Genomic DNA, 18,398 nt, shown 5'->3' with positions numbered 1-18,398 from the left:
ATGAGCGGCTGGGTGGAGCGGTTCGGGTTTGCGCTGGGTCGCGCGCTTCGGACTTTTCGGCCAACCTCTGCGGTTGCTGCCGCTTCACCGGTGAAGTCGATTGAATCGGATCCGCCGCCGGAAAGCAATCTGGGCGTCTTCGCTCTCAGCGACGCCGAGATGGCGGAACGGAAGATCACCGCCATCACGATCGGTGAGCTTGAACTGCCGACCGGCGAAATTGTCGCCTGCGATCCGCTCATCACCGGACTAAGCCGGCCTGCTTTCAGCCGTAAAGTGAGGCCGGGACGACGCTACCCGGTCACGCTGCTTCAGGCGCAGGGCCACATTGCGGCAGCGGTCTTGCGATTCGGCCCTGGCTTGCCAACACGCTGGGAATTGGCAACTTTCGTTCCCGACCGCCCACCAGTCTATAAGTCCGAATTTCTTGAATTTATCGTCGATGACGCGGTTGCGTCATTCATGGACAAGTCGGTTCTGACACTGATGACTGACCCGGAGGAACTCGACGATTACCTTGCCGACGTTGCGTGTTCTCTCGACAGGTTTGGCATGGATAGTCCGATTGATGGAAACCCGCTCAATATCGCCATGTGCGACACTGGCTATGGCGACGGCGCGTATCGGTCCTTCTGGGGCCTGGACGCGGTCGGCGAACCACTTCTCCTGATGACCGACTTCGAAGTGCTCGAAAACGCAGATGGTCGCGAAAACAACCAGGCCGCCGATGGCTAACGAAATCTCGCCCATGACCGGATTTGTGGCCGGGTCGCCAGCCTCGATCACGAGCGGTCGGCTGCAACGGCTCAAACTCGGCCGGACGGCACGCGGCTTGCGGCGCACCATCTTCCTGCTTGGCCTCTCCGCCGCTATCCCGTCGCTCGCCATGGCCGCCGACTGGGATCCGGCGACGGCGAGCAGCAATTTCGGCATCTTTGCGCTCTCCGATGCGCAATTGGCGGAGCGCAAGATCACCGTCACGCCGATCGGCGAGCTCGAGTTGCCGACAGGCGAGATCATCGCCTGCGATCCCCTGATCACGACCGACGACTGGCCGGCGCTGGCCCGCAAGGTGAAGCCGGGGCGCTATCCGGTCGCGCTGTTCGAGGCGCAGGGCCGCGTCGCCGCCGCGTTCCTTCGCTTCCGTTCCGGCTTGCCCGTGCGATGGGAGCTTGCCCTTCTGCCGGGACAGGACGTTTCGACGCTGAACGGCGACGAGATCTTCGGCTATCCCGTTGATGCCGGCCTCGGCTCGTTCATGGACAAGGCCGCGATGGCCCTGATGTCGGCGGCGCAGGACAAGCTCAAGCCGGATCAGAACTATTATGACGATGTGCTGGCGGCCGAGTTCGCGCCCAACCAGGACCGGTTCGTCATGCACCATCCGGACGCCGGCAATCCGGTCAACGTCGCGATGTTCTGGAGCGGCTGGGGCGATGGCTTCTATCCGTCTTTCTGGGGACTGGACGCGGCCGGCGAGCCGGTGGTCCTGATGACCGATTTCGGCGTGCTCGAAAACGCCGACGGCCGAGAAGGCGACCAGGCCAAGTGATGACGAATGCCGCCTCGCCCATGATCGGATTGATGGCCGGGTCGCTGGCGCTTACGGCTGCGACTTCTAGCGCCCAGGCCGCCTGCCTGATCCAGCTCGCCGTCTATGGCGAGGCGCAGAGCGGCGCCGAGATCGACTTCACCCCGACCGGCACCTCGGCGACGATCACCAACGCATTCCGCATGATCCTCGACAACAATGTCGTGCTCGACGGCATCGCGATGTGGACCGAAGGCAGCGCCGCGCGGCCGCATGGCTCGCTGATGTACAAATGCCCGACGGGCGACGTCACCGGCGAGGAGCTTGCCGCCTGCACGGTCTGGGAAGGCGTCATCTACAGCGCCGACGAGGAGGGCACGATCGGCCTGCTGCCGGCCGAAGGCGCCGACGCGCCGAAAAGCCTGATCTTTCCCGATCTCGGGCCGTCGCTCGAAATGTCGGCGGCTTATGGCCCCGGCGGCTTTTCGAAAGTGCCGTGGGATATCTTCGTGCTGAAAGGCTACCAGGAATGAGCGCGGATAGGAAGACGCTGCTGGTCACCGGCGGCAGCCGCGGCATCGGCGCGGCCATCTGCCGGCAGGCGAGTGAGGCTGGTTATCGCGTGGCGGTGAATTACGTCTCCAACCAGTCGGCTGCCGATGCTCTTGTCGCCGAACTCAAAGGCGCTGGCGGCGACGCGTTCGCGGTCAAGGGCGATGTCGGCCACGAGGCTGGCGTCATCGCAATCTTCGAAGCCGTGGACCAGGCCTTTGGCCGGCTCGACGCTTTCGTCAACAATGCCGGCATCGTCGACGCCAAGGCGCGCGTCGACGAGATGAGCGTGGCGCGGCTCGAGCGCATGATGCGCATCAACGTCGTCGGCTCGTTCCTCTGCGCACGCGAAGCGGTGAAGCGCATGTCGACGCGGCATGGCGGCCAGGGTGGCGCCATCGTCAACATCTCCTCGGCGGCGGCCCGGCTCGGCTCGCCGGGCGAATATGTCGACTACGCCGCCTCGAAAGGCGCGATCGACACCATGACCGTCGGGCTGGCACGCGAGGTGGCGCTCGAAGGCATCCGCGTCAACGCGATCAGTCCCGGCATCACCGACACCGAAATCCACGCCTCGGGCGGCCAGCCCGACCGGGTGGCGCGGATGCAGGATCTGCTGCCGATGAAACGCGCCGGAACGGCGGACGAAGTTGCTGGCGCGGTTCTCTATCTTCTGTCGGACGCGGCCTCCTATATAACGGGCGCGATCCTCACTGTGAGCGGCGGCCGCTGAGGCCGGATAAAAGGACAAGACCATGGCTTATGACGTCGTAATCATCGGATCTGGGCCTGGCGGCTATGTCTGCGCCATCAAGGCGGCGCAGCTCGGCCTGAAGACGGCGGTGGTCGAGAAGAACGCCACGTTCGGCGGCACCTGCCTCAACATCGGCTGCATTCCGTCGAAGGCGCTGCTCCACGCCTCCGAGATGTTCGCCGAAGCCGGCCACGCCTTCGATACGCTGGGCGTCGAGATACCGGCGCCGAAGCTCAATCTGAAGAAGATGATGGCGCACAAGGACGCGACGGTTACGTCCAACGTCAACGGCGTCGCCTTCCTGTTCAAGAAGAACAAGATCGATTCCTTCCGCGGCACCGGCAAGGTGATTTCCGCCGGCAAGGTGTCGGTGACCGGTGAGGATGGCAAGGTCGAGGAGATCGAGACCAAGAACATCGTGATCGCCACCGGTTCGGACGTCGCCGGCATTCCGGGGGTCAAAGTCGATTTCGACGAGAAGGCGATCGTCTCCTCCACTGGCGCGCTGTCGCTGGCCAAGGTGCCAGCCACCCTGGTGGTGGTCGGCGGCGGCGTCATCGGGCTGGAGCTCGGCTCGGTCTGGGCAAGGCTCGGCGCCAAGGTCACGGTCGTCGAGTTCCTCGACACGATCCTGGGCGGCATGGACGGCGAGGTGTCGAAACAGTTCCAGCGGCTGCTCTCCAAGCAAGGCTTCGAGTTCAAGCTCGGCGCCAAGGTCACGGGCGTCGCCAAGGCCAAGAAGGGCGCCAGCGTCACCTTCGAGCCGGTCAAGGGCGGCGCGGCGGAAACCATCGAGGCCGATGTGGTGCTGGTCGCCACCGGGCGGCGCCCCTATGCCGACAGTCTCGGATTGAAGGAAGCCGGCGTCGAGCTCGACGAGCGCGGCCGGGTCAAGACCGATGGGCATCTCAGAACCAATGTGCCCGGCATCTATGCCATCGGCGACGTCATCGCCGGGCCGATGCTGGCGCACAAGGCCGAGGACGAAGGCGTGGCAGTCGCCGAGATCATCGCCGGCCAGGCCGGCCATGTGAACTACGACGTCATCCCGAGCGTCGTCTACACCAGCCCGGAGATCGCTTCGGTCGGCAAGACCGAGGAAGAGCTGAAGAAGGCCGGCATCGACTACAAGGCCGGCAAATTCCCGTTCAGCGCCAATGGCCGCGCGCGCGCCATGCTGCACACCGACGGTTTCGTGAAGATCCTGGCCGACAAGGCCAGCGACCGCGTGCTCGGCGTCCATATCGTCGGCTTCGGCGCCGGCGAGATGATTCACGAAGCGGCGGTGCTGATGGAATTCGGCGGTTCGTCCGAAGACCTCGCCCGCACCTGTCACGCGCATCCGACGATGTCGGAAGCGGTGAAGGAAGCGGCGCTGGCGACATTCTTCAAGCCGATTCATATTTAGCTGCGCGCCAGCGCAGAACCCATCGTTTCGTCATCCTAGGGCGAAGCAAGGAGCGAAGCGACGCGCGCAGACCCTAGGATCCATGCCGTGACGCTAAAGCGTTGCAACGGTTACAGAATTTTGCGCTGTCGCGCTCTACGGCAACGGTCACGGCATGGATACCCGGGTCAAGCCCGGGTATGACGAAGGCGCCGTAGTTGCCCCCCAACCAAAACGGCCCGCCTTTCGGCGGGCCGTTTGTCGTCAAGCTGTAGCCCGATTACTGAGCCGGCGCAGGTGCCGGAGCTGGCGCAGGGGCCGGCGCGGGTGCCGGAGCTGGCGCGGGTGCCGGGGCAGGCGCCGGAGCTGGCTCAGGGGCTGGAGCCGGCGTTGCAGGCGCGGGAGCCGGCGTGCTGGCGGCCGGCGGCTCAGCCGGGGCCGGCGCATGCTCGCCGCCGCTTCTGCCAAAGACATAATACGCAACAATGGCCAGGATAATAACAACTAGGGCGATCAGCCACCCGCTGCCGCCACCACCCGACTTGGGAGGCGTGCTCGAAGGGGTGAAGGGGTCGTTAGGGTTCGCCATGAAACGTGTCCTCCTTGGATGAAAGTCATCAAAATAACAGCCATCAACGCGCTGACCCCGCATCGGGTTTCACGCGGACGGACGGAAAGCGCTGAAAAACCGGCGTTTTCAGGTCCGCCAGCCGTCAGACGACTCAGTTGACGGCGGTAACACTATACCCTGCCTTGCGAAAATCCTCGACCAGTCCTTCCGGACCGGGCAGATGCATGGCGCCGACGGCCATGAAAACGTTGCCCTTGGCCAATATCGGCCCGGCATGCGCCGCCATCACCTTGTTGCGGCTCGTGATCATGGTCTGCTCGAAGGCGGCATAGCCGGCCTTGTCGTCCGCCGTCTCCGGCAACACGGCCCGGAAGAGCGGCCAGAACATGCCGACCTCGCCACGCTGGTAGAGCACGATCATCGTCTCGTTGACGTCGTTCACCTTGTCGCCAAGCTTCATCGTCTCGACCAGGCTCTTCATATGGAATTCGAGCGGCAGCGAGGCCATGGCGCGCAACTGATCGACGGCGGTCTCGAGCCCTTCGACGTCCTTGCCCGATGCCTTGGCGTCCGAGGCGAGCTTGACGTCCAGCACGGGTTCGCCGGCGCTCTGGCGCGCCACCTCACAGGCCGGCAACGCCATCATCGCCGACAGGATCCACGGCTTCATCTTGGCGACCGTCGCCGGCGGAATGCCGCGCGCGTCGAGCCCCTTGTCCAGCGCCGCCGCATCGTCCGGCGACAGGAGCGACGACAGCGTGGTGTTGTCGGTGAACATCATCAGGCCGGGTTCGCTGGCCATCGCGGCCATCATCTTGGCCTTGTCGAGCGCGTCGGTGGTCTCGATGACGATCGTGCCGGCGCCGTCATAGGCTTGCTGCGCGGCGGCCGGCAGCGTGGTGACGCGCGTATCGGTCATGTGCATGGTGCCGAACAGATAGGACGGCTTTTCGCCCGGTTTCTCCAGCTTCCAAAGCAGGCCCTTGCCGTTCGGGACGGCCCCCGCCTCGGTCTCGACCTTCTTGAAGGCGGCGGGATCGTTCTTTTCCAGCGCCGTCAAAAGATCGGTGCCGGCGCAACTGGGCGCGCCAGCATGCGCCCGGCCGGCGATCAGCAGAACGACGAGGAAAGACAGGAAAAACAGCAGGTTGAGCGCCGCAAGCAGCTTCAACGAGACAAGGGCCGCGCGGTCGGCGATGGCGATGACGCGTTTCATGGAAAGCGTCTTAGCGTCGAAAAGCGGCAAAACGGTTAATTGGCAGGGTGAAATTGTTTCAGGTGCGGTGAGCTGTCGGACGGAATGCCGTTGGTGGTTAGCGGAAACTCCCATCGCGGTCGTCATCCACGGGCGGAGCAAGGAGCGGAGCGACGCGCGCAGACCCAAAGATCCATTCCGTGCCTTCAAAGCGCCGCTGCGGTCCAGAATTCTGCACCGTTGCACTCCACGGCCGAGGTCACGGCATGGATTCTAGGGTCTGCGCGCGTCGCTTCGCTCCTTGCTCCGCCCTAGAATGACGAGTTCGGAGGGCTCCGGATGACCTCAGAGGCGGTCACGCCCTTGGATGGGCCTTCTCGTAGATATCCAGCAGCCTTGCCGTGTCGACGCCAGTATAGATCTGGGTGGTCGACAGGCTGGCGTGACCAAGCAGTTCCTGGATGGTGCGCAGGTCGCCGCCGCGGCCGAGCAGATGGGTGGCGAAGGAATGGCGCAAGGCATGCGGCGTCGCGGTGTCGGGCAGGTTGAGCGCCGAGCGCAGCTTGGCCATCTCGCGCTGGACGATGGCCGGGTTGAGCGGGCCGCCGCGGGCGCCGCGGAACAAAAGACCCTTGGGATCGATATTGAAGGGGCAGAGCCGGCGGTATTCGGCGACGGCTTTGCTAGCCACCGGAAGCACTGGCACCAGCCGCGTCTTGCCGCCCTTGCCGATGACGCGCAGCACGGTGTCGGTCTCGGAGGCGAGGTCGCCGGCGGTCAGGCCGAGCGCTTCGGAGATGCGCAGGCCTGAGCCATAGAGCAGCGTCAGCACGGCGGCATTGCGGGCGGCGATCCATGGCTCGTCAGCGAGCTGGCCTTCCACGGCCACCACTTGTTTGGCGTCGCTTGCCGTCAGCGGCTTGGGCAGCGATTTCGGCTGCCGCGGCGCGCGCAGAGCCGCCGCGCCGGCGGCGTTGACCAGGCCGCGCCGTTCGAGAAAGCGCAGCAGTGAGCGGATGCCGGCAAGGCCGCGGCCGAGCGTGCGCGCGCCAGCGCCTTCATTGCGGCGCTTGGCGAGGAAGCCGCGCAAATCGGCGGGGCGCAGGTCGGCGATGTCCGAGATGCCTGGAGAACCGCCGCGATGCCCGGTCAAGAAATGCAGGAACTGCCGGGTGTCGCGCTCATAGGCCTCGACGGTCTGCGGCGACAGCCGGCGTTCATGCGCCAGCGTCTTCAGCCAGGTCTCACGCGCCGCCTGGAGGTCGGGTTTGGCCGGGATGAGGAATTCCTGCATGGCGGCAGTTTCGGGCATGCAAGTTAGGAAGCGGTGAAGAGGCGATCATTGAAATGACAGCTTGACGGCGTTAGAGCAGGGCAAAGGAAGCGCCGCCGATGTCGAAGCTCGAAAACCCTGTACAGATGGCCGTTATCGGCGCCGCGCACGGCATCAAGGGCGAATTGCGGGTGAAAACCTTCACCGGCGATCCGCTGGCGCTGGCCGATTACGGTCCGCTTTATGCCAGGGACGGCCGCGCCTTCCAGATCAACGATATCAGGCCGGCCGGCACCGTGGTGGTGGTGCGCTTCAAGGGCGTCGGTGACCGCAACGCCGCCGAGGCGCTGGCCGGTACGGAGCTGTTCGTCGACCGCTCGGTGCTGCCCGACGACGGCGAGGAGGACGAGTTCTATCACGCCGATCTCATCGGGCTCGACGTCAGGGACGATACGGGCGTCATCGGCAAGGTCGTCGCCGTGCACAATTTCGGCGGCGGCGACATCCTCGACGTCACGCTTGCCGGCCGCAAGGGCGTGCTGATCCCGTTCACGCAGGCCGCGGTGCCGCATGTTTCGATCGCCGACGGATTCGTGGAGGTCAACCCTCAGGCAGCGGGGCTGGTTGAAGACGAAGAAGACGGCGAAGCGCCCAGAGATGCCGGCTTCGACCCGAAAGGCCGGCCGCGCGGACCGAAGGATGCCGGGGGCAACCGTTGAGCTTTGCCGCTTCGGTGCTGACGCTCTATCCGGAGATGTTCCCGGGCCCGCTCGGCCTGTCGCTGGCCGGCCGCGCGCTGGAGGCCGGCACCTGGTCGCTCGAGGCGATCCAGATCCGCGATTTCGCCACCGACAGGCACCGCACCGTCGACGACACCCCGGCCGGCGGCGGCGCCGGCATGGTGATGCGCGCCGACGTGCTGGCCAAGGCGATCGACCACGCCTCGCCGCCGGGCGATGAGCGTCCAAGGCTGCTGATGAGCCCGCGCGGAAAACCGCTGACGCAGGCGCGCGTGCGCGAATTGGCCGCCGGTCCGGGCGCGGTCATCCTGTGCGGGCGCTTCGAAGGCGTCGACCAGCGGCTGATCGAGGCGCGGGGGCTGGAGGAAGTCTCGGTCGGCGATTTCATCCTGTCGGGCGGCGAGCCGGCGGCGCTCGTGCTGCTCGACGCCGTGGTGCGGCTTTTGCCCGGCGTGATGGGCAATGCGGTGTCGGGCGAGGAAGAGAGTTTCGAGAACGGCCTCCTCGAGCATCCGCACTACACGCGGCCGCAGGAATTCGAGGGCAAGCCGATACCGGAGGTGCTGATCTCCGGCAACCACAAGAAGATCGCCGCCTGGCGACGCGCCGAGGCCGAGAAGCTGACCAGGGAGCGGCGGCCGGATTTGCTGGGGTCCGATCCGCCCCGGTAGCCCGGGGGCGATCGTCCTTTTATCTGACCATGATCTTTTCCGAAAACCGGTTCCCACTTTTCGGGATCATGGTTCTCACCCCTTGGTGAAGTAATAAAAGGCCAGAAACAGGCCGACGGCGACGACGAAGCCGCGCACGAGGCCCTGCGGCACGCGCTTGGCGATCCAGACGCCGGCATAGCCGCCGAGCGCGCCGCCCGGGATCATGACGATCGCCTGCGGCCAGGCGACGACACCGCCGGAGACGAAGACCAGGATGGCGATGGCCGCGATGACCACGGCCAGCATGTTCTTCAGCGCGTTGAGCCGGTGGTAGTCGCCGGCCTGCGTCAGGCCGAGCGTCGCCAGCATCATGACGCCCATGCCGGCGCCGAAGAAGCCGCCATAGATCGAGGTTACGAACTGGGCGAGCGATCCGGCGAACGAGCCGACCCTGGCTTGGGCGCCGGGCTTGGGCGCCGGCTTCAGCCATGGCCCGGCGGCGAAGAGCGCGGTCGCGGCGATCAGCAGCCATGGCACCAGCGCGCGGAAGGACGGGTTGGAAAGCGCAAGCAGGATGAGCGAACCGGCCAGCGCGCCGAAGGCCGAGATCACGCAGAGCAGCAGCGCCTGACGCCAGAAATGCCTGATGTCGTCGAGATAGGCGAGCGTGGAGGTGATATAGCCGGGAAACTGCGTCACCGAGGAGGTGGCGTTGGCGACGATCGGCGGCACGCCGACCAGCGTCATGGCGCCGAAGGTGACGAAGGTGCCGCCGCCGGCGACGGCATTGACGGCACCGGAGACAAAACCCGAAAGAAACAGCAAGGCGGCATCGAAAAAAGTCATTTCCCCGCTTAGGAAGCTTGCAAGCCGCGCGCAACCCGGCACGGCCGCGGTAATGTGGGGCCATGGGGGCAAAATATGTCTCAAGATCTTTTTTGATGCATGTCGCCGTCCCAGAACCGCTCACACTTCCGGGCGACATGCATTAGGGCGTGACAAAGCGGCAAAATGGCTGTATGTGCCCGCCCGAACCGGAAGAACGATCTTCTGGACCCGTCAACAAGTGCGGTGTAGCCGTCCCTGCCCGATGTTTCGACAAAGGGCATAGCCGAGCGGTCATTGGAACTGCAAGGCGAGCGTTGGACGCTCTGACTGTCGGAAGAACAAGAAGTGGATATTTGAGATGGATCTCATCCGTCAGCTCGAGGCCGAACAGGCCGCCAAGATCGAAGCCAAGCGCAAGCTGCCCGAATTCCAGCCGGGCGACACCGTGCGCGTCCAGGTGCGCGTCACCGAGGGCACCCGCACCCGCGTCCAGGCCTATGAGGGCGTCGTCATCGCCCGCGCCGGCTCGGGCTTCCAGGAGAATTTCACTGTACGCAAGATTTCCTACGGCGAAGGCGTGGAGCGCGTTTTCCCGGTCTACTCGCCGATGGTCGAGGGCGTCGAGATCGTGCGTCGCGGCAAGGTTCGTCGCGCCAAGCTCTATTACCTGCGCGACCGTCGCGGCAAGTCGGCCCGCATTTCGGAAAACACCGGCGTGCGCGCCCGCAAGCTGAACGACGAAGAGCGCGATGCGCTGAACGCCGAGCGCGCCCGCATCGAGGCCGAGAAGGTCGCTGCCGCTCAGGCGCTGGCCGCCGAGACGGCCGCCAAGGAAGCCGCCGAGAAGAAGGCCGCCGCCGAGGCCGCTTCGGCCGAATAAGGCTTTCGCGAAACAGGTTTTGGAAAGGCGGCTTCGGCCGCCTTTTTCGTATTGCGGCTATCGCAAGCGTTCGGAATTGATCGAAGCCTTCGCGGTTTCGTCATTCTAGGGCGGAGCGACGCGAAGCGGAGCGGAGACCCTAGAATCCATTCCGTTACCTTCGCGAGCGATGCGGCGGTAGAGAATGGAACTCCGTCGAACCTTCCTGAAAAGATAGGTCTGGACCGCAGTATCGCTCTTATCTCACGGAATGGATTCCAGGGTCTACGCGCGTCGCTTCGCTCCTTGCTCCGCCCTAGAATGACGAAGGTGATAGGTCAGCGTTCCCTTCCTTCTGCCCGCGAACGTTTTGGATTTCTACGCCGCAGCAGCGCTTTGATCCTCGCGCACCGCTTCGCGTCGCTCCGCCCGTGCATGAAGACATCGGGGTTGACATCCAATTACCTTGTACACTAAATAATCGTGCACAAATCAAATGGAGACAAAAATGTCGGCACTTTACAGCACCCAGGCTCACGTCAGCGGCGGCCGCAACGGTCACGGCGAGACCAGTGACGGCCTGCTCAAGGTCGACCTGGCGATGCCGAAGGAACTCGGCGGCAAGGGTGGCGCCACCAATCCCGAACAGCTTTTCGCCGTCGGCTATGCCGCCTGCTTCGAGAGCGCGGTGCGCTTCGTCGCCCGCCAGCAGAAGCTGCCGCTTGAGGACGCTTCGGTCACCTCCACGGTGAGCCTCTATCCGAACGACCAGGGCGGCTTCAGGCTCGGGGTTTCGCTGGCGGCGGAGATCAAGGGTCTTGATCAGGCGGGCGCAGAGGCGCTTGTATCGGAAGCGCACAAGATCTGCCCCTATTCCAACGCCATCCGGGGCAATATCGATGTGGCGCTCTCGGCAAAGGCTGCATGACGACGAAAACCGAAACCATGACCAAGCAAGCTCCGGCGCAGGGCGCCGGGGCGCTCGAGGTGCCGCGCCTCGACCAGCAGCTTTGCTTCGCGCTCTATTCGGCAAGCGGGCTGATGACAAAGCTTTACCGGCCGTTGCTCGATCCGCTCGGCCTCACCTATCCGCAATATCTGGCGATGCTGGCGTTGTGGCAGCATTCGCCGAGCACGATCGGCGAGCTCGGCGCAGCGCTTGGGCTCGATTCGGCGACGCTGACGCCACTGATCAAGCGGATGGAAGGCGGCGGCCTCGTGACGCGCCGGCGCGATAGCGCCGACGAACGCCGGGTTCTGGTCGAGCCGACAGCCAAGGGTCAGGCGCTGCGGGCGAAGATGAAAGACGTGCAGGAGGGACTGAGCTGCGGCATGCCGCTGGAGCGAGCCGAGCTCAAAGCCCTGCACGGCACGCTGACACGACTGGTCGCCGGATTGCGCGAAGCCACGGCCAATCAGGACTGAACGCCGCAAAGGCTGTCCTCGAAACCATCCCCGAAGAGCATCGGATTGCGTGTTGGCCGGCCTTGTGTCAGCGCGGACCGGCTTGCAAGGCGCATGCGGCTCTATCTCTTTGTTTTTACGCAATTCCGAACGGAAAACCGCTTCACACTTTTCCTGGAATTGCTCTAAAGTCGGCACCGGATTTTTCCTGGCCGCGAGATTGCAGCGCGGCCCGCACCTTCGGAGATTTGTCATGACCAAGTCGAAACTGCTGCTGGCCGCCATGGTGGCCTGGCTTCTCGCGCCTGTCGCGGCGCTCGCCGATACGCTGCCCGATCTCGGCGGCAAGAAGGTCGTGGTGGTGACGGAAAACGCCTATCCGCCGCTGCAGTTCATCGACAAGAAGACCGGCAAGCAGATCGGCTGGGAATATGACGCGATGGACGAGATCGCCAAGCGGCTGAACTTCAAGGTCGAATACCAGAACACCTCCTGGGACGCGATGATCCAGGCGGTTTCCGACAACCAGTACAACATCGGCATGACCGGCATCACCATCAAGGACGACCGCAAGGAGAAGGTCGACTTTTCCGATCCCTATATGCGCTCGGAGCAATTCATGCTGGTGCGCGGCGATGAAAGCCGCTTCACCGACGCCAAGACCTTCGGCGCCTTCAAGGACGGGCTGATCGGTGCACAGCCCGGCACCACGCCTTTCTACACCGCCGTCTACAGCGTGCTCGACGGCAACGAGCAGAACCCGCGGATAAAGCTGTTCGAGACGTTCGGCGCGACCGTGCAGGCGCTGAAATCGGGCGACGTCGACGTTGTGCTCACCGACGGCACCGCCGGCCAGGGCTATGTCGATGCCTCCGAAGGCAAGCTCAAGCTGATCGGCGGGCCGCTCGGCACCGAGGATTTCGGCTTCATCTTCCCGAAGGGCTCGGACCTGGTGAAACCGGTCAATGCCGCGATCGCTTCGCTGAAGGCCGACGGCACCTTCGACAAGCTCAACAAGAAGTGGTTCCTCGATTACAAGATGGGGCAGTAGGCCCTGTTGTCGCGATGGCCGGCAAAGCTGCCAATCTCCCCCCTTGCGGGGGAGATGCCCGGCAGGGCAGAGGGGGGTGTGCAGGATCGCGATATTTCCGTTCCAAGCTTCTTCGAAGAGAATCCGATCGAGGGCTGTGATCGTAATCAGTTGATAGGCCGGCGGGACAGCACCCCCCTCTGGCCTGCCGGCCATCTCCCCCGCAAGGAGGGAGATCAGCAGCTCTTGCGAAGGCATCTATTCACCAGCGTTGGGAACTGATGCCCGCCACCCCATCCACATCCAAATCCGAATTCCCCTGGTGGCTGGCCGCCGCCCTCGTCCTTGCTTTGGCCGCTGCCGTCGCCATTGCGTCCAGCGACCTCTATGCGCAAGTCTTTGCCACCGTCGCCAAGGGCATCGGCGTCACCATCTTCGTCACCGCGGTCGCTTTCGCCTTGGCCTCCGCGCTCGGGCTCGGCATCGCCCTGATGGCGCTCTCGGGGTCGCAATGGCTGCGGCAGATCGCGCGCTTCTATGTCGAGATCATCCGCGGCGTGCCGATCCTGGTGCTGTTGTTCTGGATCGCCTTTGCCGGCGCGCCGGCCTTCGTCGCCGCCTGGAACGCGCTGACCGCGCCGCTGCAGAGCGCCGGCCTGATCGGCGAACTGCTGGTGCGCGACGTGTCGCTGCTCTGGCGCGCCATCATGGCTTTGACCATCGGCTACTCGGCCTTCATCTCGGAAGTGTTCCGCGCCGGCATCCAGTCGGTCGAGAAGGGACAGATCGAAGCCGCGAAGGCGCTTGGGCTCAGCCGAGCGCAGCGCTTCGGGCTGATCGTCTTTCCGCAGGCGATCCGCACCATCCTGCCGCCGCTCGGCAACGACTTCGTCGCCATGGTCAAGGATTCCTCGCTGGTCTCGGTGCTCGGCGTCGCCGACATCACCCAGATGGGCAAGGTCTATGCCGCGGGCTCCTTCCGCTTCTTCGAGACCTATTCGATCGTCGCCTATATCTACCTCATCCTGACCGTCGGCCTGTCGCTGGCGCTGCGGACGCTGGAACAGCGGCTGCGCCGCCAGCATCGGGAATAGCCGGCGGCCTCCGAGCGCGCTACGATCCTTCAGCACATCATCGCGGAGGACACGCCCATGGATTTCGACAAGGCCAATGCGGCGCTGGACTCCGTCTATTCGGCCGATTCGCCGGAGGCGCTCGCCAAGGCCTATGCCGACTGGGCCGCGACCTATGACAGCGAGACCGCCTCGCTCGGCTACCTTCTGCCTTTCCTCATCACCGCCTGGGTGGCGCGGCACGTGCCGGCGGGCGAAGGTCCGCTGCTCGACGCCGGCTGCGGCACCGGCCTGTCGGGGCCGTCGCTGAAGGCTCTGGGCTATGGCGACATCGCCGGGCTCGACCTCTCCGACGACATGCTGAAGATCGCCGGCAGCCGCCAGGCCAACAACAAGCCGGCCTATGGCGAGCTGAAGAAGGCGATGCTCGGCGGTCCGCTGCCGTGGCCCGACCGGCATTTCCGCGCCTTCTTCTCGACCGGCGTCTTCACCATCGGCCACGCGCCGGCTTCGGGACTGCATGAACTGGTGCGCATCACCAAGGCCGGCGGTCACGCCATCTTCACCGTGCGCGACCAGGTTTTCGAGAGCGGCTGCTTCCAGGCGGTGTTCGATGAGCTGACGCAGGCGGGCAAATGGCGGCTGGTCGAGGAAAGTCCGTGGTTCCGCTGCTATGCCATCGGCGACCCGGAGGCGCTGGTGAAGACGTTTGTGTTCGAGGTGATGTGAGCTGCGAGTTTCCCTTCTCCCCTTGCGGGAGAAGGTGGCCGCGAAGCGGCCGGATGAGGGGTGCTCCAGGGAACGCCGACGCCTCACTTCGCTGGAACACCCCTCATCCGTCTCGGCGCTGCGCGCCGATCCACCTTCTCCCACAAGGGGAGAAGGGAAAGTCGCGCCAATTGCCGAAAAGCCAAAACATTGCTATCTACCCCGCCATGGAAAAGCTTTTCAGCGATCCGGCCTACAAGGGTTTCGTGCTGCAGGACAGGAAGCGCCTGCCGTCGCGTTTCTCCGCGCGCGTCTGCGGCGCGCTCACCAGCCGACTTCGCTGAGCCGACCGATCGCAGTCGTCGCGCCGGGTTGCCGGCGTCCTTTTCCCATTCTCATATCGACGGATTTACGCACATGAGCGCACCGCGCACCCTCTACGACAAGATCTTCGACGACCATACGGTCGACCGCCAGGACGACGGCACCTGCCTGCTCTATATCGACCGCCACCTCGTGCATGAGGTCACCAGCCCGCAGGCCTTCGAGGGCCTGCGCATGAGCGGCAGAAAAGTCCGGCATCCGGAAAAGACGCTAGCCGTGGTCGATCATAATGTGCCGACCTCGCCCGAGCGCAAGTTCGGCATCAAGAACGAGGAAAGCCGCATCCAGGTCGAGGCGCTGGCCAAGAACGCCAAGGATTTCGGCATCGAATATTATTCCGAGAACGATATCCGCCAGGGCATCGTCCACATCATCGGGCCGGAGCAGGGTTTTACGCTGCCCGGCATGACCATCGTCTGCGGCGATAGCCACACCTCCACGCATGGCGCTTTCGGCGCGCTGGCGCATGGTATCGGCACGTCGGAAGTCGAGCATGTGCTGGCCACCCAGACGCTGATCCAGCGCAAGGCCAAGAATATGCTGGTGCGCGTCGATGGCCAGTTGCCGGAAGGCGTCACCGCCAAGGACATCATCCTCGCCATCATCGGCGAGATCGGCACCGCCGGCGGCACCGGCTACGTCATCGAATATGCCGGCGAAGCGATCCGCTCGCTGTCGATGGAAGGCCGCATGACGATCTGCAACATGTCGATCGAGGGTGGGGCGCGGGCCGGCCTGATCGCGCCGGACGAGACGACCTTCGCCTATGTCAAGGACAAGCCGCGCGCCCCGAAGGGCGCTGCCTGGGATGCCGCGCTCGCCTATTGGAAGACGCTGCATTCCGACGAGGGCGCGCATTTCGACAAGGTGGTCGTGCTCGACGCGGCGAAGCTGCCGCCGATCGTCTCCTGGGGCTCCTCGCCCGAGGATGTCGTCTCGGTGCAGGGCATCGTGCCCAATCCGCAAGAGATCGCGGACGAGAACAAGCGCACGTCGAAGATCCGCGCGCTCGACTATATGGGGCTGACGCCGGGGACCAAGATCACCGACATCGCGCTCGACCGCGTCTTCATCGGCTCCTGCACCAATGGCCGCATCGAGGACCTGCGCGCCGCCGCCAAGGTGGTCGAGGGCAAGAAGGTCAATCCGCGCGTCAACGCCATGATCGTGCCCGGCTCCGGCCTGGTCAAGGAACAGGCGGAAGCCGAAGGCCTCGACAAGATCTTCGTCGCCGCCGGCTTCGATTGGCGCGAGCCCGGCTGCTCGATGTGCCTGGCCATGAACGACGACCGGCTGAAGCCGCATGAGCGCTGCGCCTCGACCTCGAACCGCAATTTCGAGGGCCGGCAGGGTTTCAAGGGCCGCACCCATCTGGTGTCGCCGGCCATGGCCGCGGCCGCCGCGATCGCCGGTCATTTCGTCGACATCCGCGACTGGAAGTAACCGCACAGCTGCAGCGCTCAACGGAGGCCCGGACAGGACGTTCGGGCCTTTTTGCTTTCAGCGATCTATCTGCGAATGATCTCGTGGAACTCCTCGCGCCGGCCGGGCTCGTCGGCGGCGACGACCAAGGCCAGCTGCCGCTCGTCGAAGATCCTGAACCACTCGTCCCATTCGACAAGCTCATAGCCGCCAGTGTTGATCGGACGCTCCGGGCGGTCGGTGTCTTCATAGGCCTGCTGGCCGAAAACCAGCCGCAGCATGGCCTGCGTTCCCGCCTCTGGCGAGACGTCGACGATGGCCGGAAAGCCGGCGCGCGCCGCCGCCCAGGAGCGGATTTCATCGTGGTTCGTCAAAGTGATCGTGCCAGCCATCTCGATCGTCTCCCGTCTGGCGTCTCCTGCCTGGCCGGACAACGCCGCTCCGGCAGGCCGGTTCCGCGGCATGCGATGTGTTTGTCCGGGCTTAACCGCTTGTTTGGGCTTGCGTCCTAGTATCTCCCCCTGGGTAAGTTGGGGAAAGTCGCAGTCCTTTGGACACCGGTCTGCTCATAGCGCTGCTCAATCCGACGATAGCGCTGGCGCTTGGCGCTGCGTTCCTCGTGCTGTGGTCTTATCAGCGCCATCGACCCTATCTGGCCGCGCTCGGCGCGAGCTACTGCCTGTCGGCGCCGGGTTTCCTGCTGCAGTATTTCACGCTTCCCGTCGGCGTGGCGCTGACCAAGCTCGTTTCGAACATCTGCTTCACGATCGCGGCCTGCTGCCTCTCCAGCGCGATCATCGCGCGCTATGGACGGCGCGTGCCCTATGTCGGCATCGTCATCATGACCGGAGGCGGGCTTGCCGCTTTCATCTGGTTCATGTTCGTCCAGCCGGATCTCACCTGGCGGGTGCTGGTCATGAATTTCGGCTTCGGCGCGCTCAGCCTGCTCGTCGCCGCGGAACTGAGAACGGTGCGCAACAACGGTCCGACCGAAAAGATCCTGTTCGCGCTGTCGCTGCTTTCCGGGCTGAACTTCATCGCCCGCACGCTGATCGTCGTCATCGCGCATGGACCGTTCCCCGGCTATGACGGCTTCTACGGATCGTCCTACTGGACGACGGCGCTGCTTTCGCACGCGCTGTTGTCGCTGCTGATCGCGCTCTGCCTGTTCACGGCCGCGGCGCTCGACGTGATGAGGGCGCTGAAGGCCGAGACCCATACCGATCCGCTCTCGGGCATCCTCAACCGCCGCGGTTTCGAGCAGCGGGCAACCGTGCTGCTCGATCAGTGCGGCAAGGCCGGCTTTCCCGTCGCCCTGGTGCTGGCCGATCTCGACCACTTCAAGGCGCTGAACGACCGGCACGGCCATGAGGCGGGCGACCGGGTCATCGCCGACTTCGCGGCCAAGCTGCGCTCCGCCACCGGCGCGCGCGGGGCCGCCGGGCGCATCGGCGGCGAAGAGTTCGCCGTGCTTTTGCCGCTCAGCGACCTGGGGTCGGCAAGGCTCTTCGCCGAAGCGATCCGCTCCTTCTATTCGACCGGCGCGATCGACGGGCTGCCGCCCGGCACCAGGGTGACCGCCAGCTTCGGCGTTGCCGCCCGCACCGGCAGGGAAGGCCTGGCGCCGCTGATGCGGCGCGCCGACGAAGCGCTCTACAAGGCCAAGAAGAACGGCCGCGACAGTGTGCGCCTGTCCTACGAGAGGCCCGAGACCGCTTTCGTCGCCGAGCCGCTCGCCGTCGGTTGAGGTAGGCAGGCCCGGGCTGTCCAAGCCCTCCGCTTCGTCCAGAAGGCGATCGCAACGTTCGCGATTGGCCGAAACCCCTCATCCTCGTCATTCCAGGGCGGAGCAGCCGCGAAGCGGCGTCGCGGAGACCCTGGAATCCATGCCGTGACTCTGATCAAAGAATGCGGCGGAGCAGAATTCTGCACTGCGGCAGCGCTCGGAAGTCACGGAATGGATTCTAGACGTTATGACCGTGGTCTGAGCGGCGGCCCGTCCTAAGTCTTTGCAGCTGTAAAGCAAACGGGGAT

19 protein-coding genes are annotated in these 18,398 nt (G+C 64.7%); 15 read left to right on the top strand and 4 right to left on the bottom strand.

Going from position 1 to position 18,398, the window contains the following annotated elements; genetic code table 11:
* The 5 genes from FJ956_RS27850 to lpdA all read left to right on the top strand — a co-directional run bounded on the left by FJ956_RS27850 (position 1) and on the right by lpdA (position 4,245).
* Positions 1-735, top strand: a complete 735-nt coding sequence (locus tag FJ956_RS27850; protein WP_140684346.1) for a DUF4241 domain-containing protein — start codon at positions 1-3, stop codon at positions 733-735.
* Between the two features lie 151 nt (positions 736-886).
* Positions 887-1,552 carry a DUF4241 domain-containing protein gene (locus FJ956_RS27845; RefSeq protein WP_246672232.1) on the top strand — a complete coding sequence of 222 codons (666 nt, stop codon included), beginning with the start codon at positions 887-889 and terminating at the stop codon, positions 1,550-1,552.
* Entirely contained in the window at positions 1,552-2,064 is a 513-nt protein-coding gene (locus FJ956_RS27840) for a hypothetical protein (protein WP_140684350.1), read from the top strand. Before FJ956_RS27845 ends, FJ956_RS27840 begins: the two co-directional genes overlap by 1 nt.
* Positions 2,061-2,816 carry an SDR family oxidoreductase gene (locus tag FJ956_RS27835; RefSeq protein ID WP_140684352.1) on the top strand — a complete coding sequence of 252 codons (756 nt, stop codon included), beginning with the start codon at positions 2,061-2,063 and terminating at the stop codon, positions 2,814-2,816. The genes FJ956_RS27840 and FJ956_RS27835 overlap by 4 nt, the downstream gene beginning before the upstream one ends.
* A gap of 22 nt (positions 2,817-2,838) precedes the next feature.
* Entirely contained in the window at positions 2,839-4,245 is a 1,407-nt protein-coding gene (lpdA, locus tag FJ956_RS27830) for a dihydrolipoyl dehydrogenase (RefSeq protein WP_140684354.1), read from the top strand.
* Positions 4,246-4,946: 701 nt separating this feature from the next.
* Here lpdA and FJ956_RS27820 read toward each other — a convergent pair.
* Both FJ956_RS27820 and FJ956_RS27815 read right to left on the bottom strand, forming a co-directional pair.
* Positions 4,947-6,011, bottom strand: coding sequence for a TraB/GumN family protein (locus FJ956_RS27820; protein ID WP_140684356.1), 1,065 nt, complete (start codon positions 6,009-6,011; stop codon positions 4,947-4,949).
* 334 nt (positions 6,012-6,345) lie between these two features.
* A complete protein-coding gene (locus FJ956_RS27815) occupies positions 6,346-7,284 on the bottom strand; it encodes a tyrosine recombinase XerC (RefSeq protein WP_140684905.1) in 939 nt (312 codons plus the stop codon).
* A gap of 98 nt (positions 7,285-7,382) precedes the next feature.
* Here FJ956_RS27815 and rimM point away from each other — a divergent pair, with 98 nt between their 5' ends.
* Complete coding sequence (gene rimM / locus FJ956_RS27810) at positions 7,383-7,982, top strand: ribosome maturation factor RimM (protein WP_140684904.1); 600 nt, start codon at positions 7,383-7,385, stop codon at positions 7,980-7,982.
* Positions 7,979-8,674, top strand: a complete 696-nt coding sequence (trmD, locus tag FJ956_RS27805) for a tRNA (guanosine(37)-N1)-methyltransferase TrmD (RefSeq protein ID WP_140684903.1) — start codon at positions 7,979-7,981, stop codon at positions 8,672-8,674. Before rimM ends, trmD begins: the two co-directional genes overlap by 4 nt.
* Positions 8,675-8,749: 75 nt before the next feature.
* Here the strand turns inward: trmD and FJ956_RS27800 are convergent, their stop codons facing one another.
* Complete coding sequence (locus FJ956_RS27800) at positions 8,750-9,502, bottom strand: sulfite exporter TauE/SafE family protein (RefSeq protein ID WP_140684902.1); 753 nt, start codon at positions 9,500-9,502, stop codon at positions 8,750-8,752.
* Between the two features lie 340 nt (positions 9,503-9,842).
* Here FJ956_RS27800 and rplS point away from each other — a divergent pair, with 340 nt between their 5' ends.
* The 7 genes from rplS (at position 9,843) to leuC (ending at position 16,385) form a co-directional block, all read left to right on the top strand.
* Positions 9,843-10,364 (top strand): 50S ribosomal protein L19, encoded by a 522-nt coding sequence (gene rplS / locus FJ956_RS27795; protein ID WP_095769549.1) that lies wholly within the window; start codon positions 9,843-9,845, stop codon positions 10,362-10,364.
* 487 nt (positions 10,365-10,851) lie between these two features.
* On the top strand, positions 10,852-11,271 hold the full coding sequence (locus FJ956_RS27790; RefSeq protein WP_140684901.1) for an organic hydroperoxide resistance protein: 420 nt from the start codon (positions 10,852-10,854) through the stop codon (positions 11,269-11,271).
* Complete coding sequence (locus FJ956_RS27785) at positions 11,268-11,768, top strand: MarR family transcriptional regulator (RefSeq protein ID WP_140684900.1); 501 nt, start codon at positions 11,268-11,270, stop codon at positions 11,766-11,768. Before FJ956_RS27790 ends, FJ956_RS27785 begins: the two co-directional genes overlap by 4 nt.
* 232 nt (positions 11,769-12,000) lie before the next feature.
* Complete coding sequence (locus tag FJ956_RS27780) at positions 12,001-12,798, top strand: transporter substrate-binding domain-containing protein (RefSeq protein ID WP_140684899.1); 798 nt, start codon at positions 12,001-12,003, stop codon at positions 12,796-12,798.
* Positions 12,799-13,058: 260 nt separating this feature from the next.
* Entirely contained in the window at positions 13,059-13,871 is an 813-nt protein-coding gene (locus tag FJ956_RS27770; protein ID WP_140684898.1) for an amino acid ABC transporter permease, read from the top strand.
* 57 nt (positions 13,872-13,928) lie between these two features.
* Positions 13,929-14,579, top strand: a complete 651-nt coding sequence (locus FJ956_RS27765) for a methyltransferase domain-containing protein (RefSeq protein ID WP_140684897.1) — start codon at positions 13,929-13,931, stop codon at positions 14,577-14,579.
* 396 nt (positions 14,580-14,975) lie between these two features.
* Complete coding sequence (gene leuC, locus FJ956_RS27755) at positions 14,976-16,385, top strand: 3-isopropylmalate dehydratase large subunit (RefSeq protein WP_140684896.1); 1,410 nt, start codon at positions 14,976-14,978, stop codon at positions 16,383-16,385.
* A gap of 65 nt (positions 16,386-16,450) precedes the next feature.
* Here leuC and FJ956_RS27750 read toward each other — a convergent pair whose 3' ends face one another.
* A complete protein-coding gene (locus tag FJ956_RS27750) occupies positions 16,451-16,756 on the bottom strand; it encodes a hypothetical protein (protein ID WP_140684895.1) in 306 nt (101 codons plus the stop codon).
* A gap of 158 nt (positions 16,757-16,914) precedes the next feature.
* On the opposite strand from FJ956_RS27750, the gene FJ956_RS27745 reads away from it, so the two are divergent.
* A complete protein-coding gene (locus FJ956_RS27745) occupies positions 16,915-18,111 on the top strand; it encodes a GGDEF domain-containing protein (RefSeq protein ID WP_140684894.1) in 1,197 nt (398 codons plus the stop codon).
* The last annotated feature ends 287 nt before the right edge of the window (positions 18,112-18,398 follow it).

Origin of the sequence: Mesorhizobium sp. B2-4-3 (assembly GCF_006442815.1) — a bacterium.
GTDB lineage: Bacteria > Pseudomonadota > Alphaproteobacteria > Rhizobiales > Rhizobiaceae > Mesorhizobium.
This window is presented reverse-complemented; position numbering and strand designations above follow the sequence as displayed.

What these genes read in the sequence shown, in the direction of transcription:
- FJ956_RS27850 (WP_140684346.1), top strand. Translation starts at nt 1, where the DNA reads ATGAGCGGCTGGGTGGAGCGGTTCGGGTTTGCGCTGGGTCGCGCGCTT.
- FJ956_RS27845 (WP_246672232.1), top strand. Translation starts at nt 887, where the DNA reads ATGGCCGCCGACTGGGATCCGGCGACGGCGAGCAGCAATTTCGGCATC.
- FJ956_RS27840 (WP_140684350.1), top strand. Translation starts at nt 1,552, where the DNA reads ATGACGAATGCCGCCTCGCCCATGATCGGATTGATGGCCGGGTCGCTG.
- FJ956_RS27835 (WP_140684352.1), top strand. Translation starts at nt 2,061, where the DNA reads ATGAGCGCGGATAGGAAGACGCTGCTGGTCACCGGCGGCAGCCGCGGC.
- lpdA (WP_140684354.1), top strand. Translation starts at nt 2,839, where the DNA reads ATGGCTTATGACGTCGTAATCATCGGATCTGGGCCTGGCGGCTATGTC.
- FJ956_RS27820 (WP_140684356.1), bottom strand. Translation starts at nt 6,011, where the DNA reads ATGAAACGCGTCATCGCCATCGCCGACCGCGCGGCCCTTGTCTCGTTG.
- FJ956_RS27815 (WP_140684905.1), bottom strand. Translation starts at nt 7,284, where the DNA reads ATGCAGGAATTCCTCATCCCGGCCAAACCCGACCTCCAGGCGGCGCGT.
- rimM (WP_140684904.1), top strand. Translation starts at nt 7,383, where the DNA reads ATGTCGAAGCTCGAAAACCCTGTACAGATGGCCGTTATCGGCGCCGCG.
- FJ956_RS27800 (WP_140684902.1), bottom strand. Translation starts at nt 9,502, where the DNA reads ATGACTTTTTTCGATGCCGCCTTGCTGTTTCTTTCGGGTTTTGTCTCC.
- rplS (WP_095769549.1), top strand. Translation starts at nt 9,843, where the DNA reads ATGGATCTCATCCGTCAGCTCGAGGCCGAACAGGCCGCCAAGATCGAA.
- FJ956_RS27790 (WP_140684901.1), top strand. Translation starts at nt 10,852, where the DNA reads ATGTCGGCACTTTACAGCACCCAGGCTCACGTCAGCGGCGGCCGCAAC.
- FJ956_RS27785 (WP_140684900.1), top strand. Translation starts at nt 11,268, where the DNA reads ATGACGACGAAAACCGAAACCATGACCAAGCAAGCTCCGGCGCAGGGC.
- FJ956_RS27780 (WP_140684899.1), top strand. Translation starts at nt 12,001, where the DNA reads ATGACCAAGTCGAAACTGCTGCTGGCCGCCATGGTGGCCTGGCTTCTC.
- FJ956_RS27770 (WP_140684898.1), top strand. Translation starts at nt 13,059, where the DNA reads ATGCCCGCCACCCCATCCACATCCAAATCCGAATTCCCCTGGTGGCTG.
- FJ956_RS27765 (WP_140684897.1), top strand. Translation starts at nt 13,929, where the DNA reads ATGGATTTCGACAAGGCCAATGCGGCGCTGGACTCCGTCTATTCGGCC.
- leuC (WP_140684896.1), top strand. Translation starts at nt 14,976, where the DNA reads ATGAGCGCACCGCGCACCCTCTACGACAAGATCTTCGACGACCATACG.
- FJ956_RS27750 (WP_140684895.1), bottom strand. Translation starts at nt 16,756, where the DNA reads ATGGCTGGCACGATCACTTTGACGAACCACGATGAAATCCGCTCCTGG.